3 protein-coding genes and 1 pseudogene are annotated in these 4078 nt (G+C 47.8%); 1 reads left to right on the top strand and 3 read right to left on the bottom strand.

Going from position 1 to position 4078, the window contains the following annotated elements; all coding sequences use genetic code 11:
- Positions 1-365: 365 nt before the first annotated feature.
- Positions 366-683, bottom strand: a complete 318-nt coding sequence (locus tag O9332_RS11420; protein WP_002761051.1) for a KGG domain-containing protein — start codon at positions 681-683, stop codon at positions 366-368.
- 269 nt (positions 684-952) lie between these two features.
- On the opposite strand from O9332_RS11420, the gene O9332_RS11415 reads away from it, so the two are divergent.
- Complete coding sequence (locus tag O9332_RS11415; protein ID WP_288025566.1) at positions 953-1156, top strand: hypothetical protein; 204 nt, start codon at positions 953-955, stop codon at positions 1154-1156.
- 53 nt (positions 1157-1209) lie between these two features.
- On the opposite strand, the gene O9332_RS11410 is transcribed toward O9332_RS11415, so the two are convergent.
- Together O9332_RS11410 and O9332_RS11405 are read right to left on the bottom strand one after the other, a co-directional pair.
- The gene (locus O9332_RS11410) at positions 1210-3453 is read right to left on the bottom strand and encodes an IMS domain-containing protein (RefSeq protein WP_002761053.1); all 2244 of its coding nucleotides are present in this window, start codon (positions 3451-3453) and stop codon (positions 1210-1212) included.
- A 47-nt stretch (positions 3454-3500) separates the two neighbouring features.
- Positions 3501-3938: pseudogene (locus O9332_RS11405) on the bottom strand (RNA-guided endonuclease TnpB family protein); the annotation flags it as partial.
- Positions 3939-4078: the final 140 nt, after the last annotated feature.

Genomic DNA, 4078 nt, shown 5'->3' with positions numbered 1-4078 from the left:
ACACCCCACCCCCCACACCCCCAACCCCCCACCCCACCCCCCCCACCCCAACCCCCCCCAAAAAATTTTTGCCCCAAACCCACATAAAGGTGCATAAAGTAAAACCAAAAACCCCACAAGAGGCCGCCGGGGCAAATTGTTTTGGGGGGGGGTGGGGTGGGGGGTGGGGGGTGGGGGGTGGGGGGTGTGGGGTGTGGGGTGTGGGGATAATAAATAAAAGCTGCCTTCTGCCTTCTGCCTTCTGCCTCCTGCCTTCTTTAAGGGGTTTTGGGAATTGGGGTATTGGGGTATTGGGGGAATGGGGGAATTTAACTAAAACCCCAAAACCCTAACACCCTCTTAGTCCGAGAAAAGGTCAACCAAAGTTAACTATTTGCCTCCGAGTTGCTAAAATCTGAGTAGTTTTCACCTATAGACTCGTTGGCTGGGGAATTTTCTTCGGAGTTTGAGTTTTTGCCACTGCCTTTGTGAGAATTTTTGCCCCCTTCCCGTCCGATAGCTGCCATGTGGGCGCGATCTCGGCTAACCGCTTCACCACCTTTTCGTCCCGCTTCGCGAGCCTCTTCGGAGGTAAATTCGTGGGCTGTACCTTTTTGATGAGCAGCTTTACCACCTTTACTAGCGATTTCCCGTTGTTTAGCTTGATCCATAGAGGCAAAACCGCGTTTACTCTTACCTGTCATAATATCCCTCCTGTGTGAATGCTGATTTTAAAAGTTCTTAAAGACTTATGCGAGATTTTTAAAACATCAAAATCATGGTCTTGTCGGTGGGCAAAACATTGAGATTGCCCCGCTTTCCTCCTCTAAGAACTATGGATTCCTACCTAGTATCATAACTCATTAGCTTGACTTCTAGGGAACTAATTACAGCGATAAAAGAGCGTATTTTATGTTAAAAAATATTAAGCGAATCGAGCATTTATCAGTCTAAAGATATAGAAGTTATCTTAATGGTGAGGTACAAAGTTTGCCTTTGCAGGAGTCGGTCTTCAGTTATCAGTTATCAGTTATCAGTTATCAGTTATCAGTTATCAGTTATCAGTTATCAGTTATCAGTTATCAGTTATCAGTTATCAGCTTTTTTCTCCCTGCTCCCTTCTCCCCACTTCCCCACTTCCCCACTTCCCACTGAAAAGGCTGCCATGCACTCTTAATTGGATGTGCGGGCAGCCTAAAGCCTAGTTTTTGGGGATTTAATCGGGAAAAATCAGGGTAAGAGTTGGGTTTTTTCGATCAACCATTTATCTCCTTGCCGTACCAAATCATAGCGCAGGTTCAAGGACTCATTATAGGAACGATTGACAATTTCCTTGCCATTATCGAAATACATGGCCTTTTCGTTGACTGTCGCTTCCACCGTGGCTAAATTAGGATTTTTCGCATTATTAGTGACCGATCGCACATCCACTTGATGATCGTAGCGCCAATAGTTATTTCCCTGTAAAGCCGCCGCCCGTTTTTGCCAAATTTCCAAAGCTGAACCCGTTAAAACCTCTTTCAATTGCTCTTTTTGGTGTTCACTGCCAAAAGCAGCCGATTTTGCTGCTAACCAAGCTTGAATCGTCTCCTTGGCCGTTTCCTTATCTAAGGGATTCCCTTCCATAACCTCCGCGTTAGCCGAAGGAATTTCTAGTATGGGAGTATTTAAAGAAATCGGTAACTGTTCCCCTTGCAAGGCTGCCAAAGGAGATTGACTATCGACAATTGCCTTTACCCCCAGGGCCAAAACCGCGATTGTTCCCACTAATCCTACCCCCAATATCGCCACTCGATCGAGTCGTAGTTTTCTGCGGGCCGGTCGTCTCCGTTTCGGTGGGACTAGGGCAGTTTTTACCGTTTCTGGGGCTGCCGGCCCGGAGTTACCCGCTGCTGGGGTACGCGAGCGACGGGGACGACGACGGAGGGGATTAAGTGCCGGTTGACGATAGGCTGCTGTCACCACCACACTGCCCTGAGTATAGGGGGTGAAAGTTTCCTCCTGAGCAGTGGCTCTCAGGGCAGGTACAGCAGAGCTTGTCCGCTCACCGTTAGCTCTAGCTAAAGACGGTTTTTGGGGACGAGAGTGGGAAGAATAAGCAGATTCCCTCATCGGTGTCGCTCCTGGCACTGGGTTTAAATGGGTGGGGGGGGTGTGGGTTTTGAGAACAGTTACTTCCGATTCTAAAGGTTCGCCAACCTTTTCTTGAACCGACACGGGAACTTTTTCGTCAGGAAAACCTGACAATTCTTCTAAATAATTTTGTACCTCTTCCTCGGCAAAATACTCTTTTAGTGAGGCTTTCCGCTCAACCAAATCACTAAAATGGCAGAAAACTTCTGTTTGTAACCAACGCTCACCGTAACGACATAACCCAGGTAAGAGATCGGGAGATTGCCCGGATTGTTCCTTAATATAATTTAATATTTCTTGCTCTTGACTTTTTTCTAAAATTGTGATTGCTTGTTCGGTTTGACCGAGCAGTAGGGCGCAGATCGATCGCTCGAGGGAGACATCCTGATGTTTTTGTAATTGCTGCAAGCGAGCGCTGGCCGCAACGATAGCGGCGGGTTGTTTTTGGGCGAAACCGCGGGCAATCAAGGCATAAACCAACAGATAATTACCCACCGACGAGGGGCGTTGTGCCTCTTTTGCCCAGATTTTTTCCTGTTCGGCCTGAGTTAAATAAACCCGTAACTGTTGAATAAAGCGTAAAAAATTATCCACCCCCAACCCAGAGCGATCGTCGCCCTGGCCATCGATGCCGCCGCGAGCTTCTAACATCTCTTCCAAGAGATTCAAGCCGCGCTGACGGGCAAGACTAGGTTTTTTTTCCTGGGATAACAATTCCAGAATCCGGTAGGGACGCAGGCGATCGCAATCATGGCGGATCTCGCTGGCCACTTGCGGGAACATTTCTTCTTGTTCCAACCAAGTCAGGGCTTTGGCCGCGGTGCTGGCCGCCTGTTCATAATTTTTATCCTGCCAATATTCCCGACTTAATTCCCCGTAGGCCAAAGCCAAGGTTAAGATCATGTCTGGGCGAGTAGTTGGCTCTAAATCTAGATAAGTTTCGGCCAAACGAATCACTAACTCGTATTCTCCCAACTCTTGCAGGATGAGCAAAGCTCCCACCAGATCGGCGGGGGCAATGGTAATCTGGGGAGTGGGATATTCTGGAGAAGCGGCGGCTACCTCCCCACCCTGAGAATCTAGGTTTTCGGCACTGCTTTCTGGGTTGAGAAGCAGGGGATTGGGGTCAAAAAATTGAGCATCATAATCACGACGGCGATCCGCAGCACTTAACACTTGGTAAGCTTCATCTAACAAGTGCTGACGGGCAATGATCGCTGTTTGACTGTATTCTTGACGTGGCAATTGCCGTCCCCGGTCGGCGTGGGCCAAATCAATCTGCTCGGCACTCACCTGAAAGGGGATTCCCAATATCCTGTAGTAGTCGAGAGGAATTCGCACGGTTAGCTGTACCTCAACTCTGGAGAGTCCTTAGTAATCTACTCCCGTTAAAGCGTCAGCTTAACGGGAGCTTTCTGTAACCCTAAACTTATCGGGCAAGCCAATAAATTCGGCTCTCTGGGCTGGATTACACTCAGCCCCAAAAGTCTAATCATCTTGCTACCGTTCGCGTCTGCGTCACCAATCCAACCACAAGTCTTATTGCTACACTTAAACGATTTTCCGCTTCTAATTCCGATATGTAGGCAACAATGACAGGTTTGAGAGGTATATCGTGGATTAACCGCGATAACCTCAACTCCTTCTTTAATGCCTTTGTATTCGAGAAATTGTCGAAGTTGATAGAAAGCCCAAGAGTTAGACCGTCTTCTCTCGGTCTTATTTCGTGGTTGTTGGTTGGTTCTCTCTCGAATACCGGTTAGGTCTTCAATAGCGATAATCGAGTTAGTTAATTTTGCCTCGGCAACGATAGCTTTACTGATTACTTGACACTCTCCGCCCTAAAAGTGCGGAGATTCTTGGGCTGAATCTTGCCGCTACTAGCAAAGCTAATTTTGGTCTTACAGTTTCATGTCTAGTCCGACTACACCTACAAGGTAAGCACTCTTAAAGACTACTCCCCAAG

It is taken from the genome of Microcystis sp. LE19-10.1B (genome assembly GCF_027530565.1).
Classification (GTDB): Bacteria; Cyanobacteriota; Cyanobacteriia; order Cyanobacteriales; family Microcystaceae; genus Microcystis; species Microcystis aeruginosa.
Note: the sequence above shows the minus strand (reverse complement) of the source record. Positions and strands in the feature narration are given on the sequence as shown.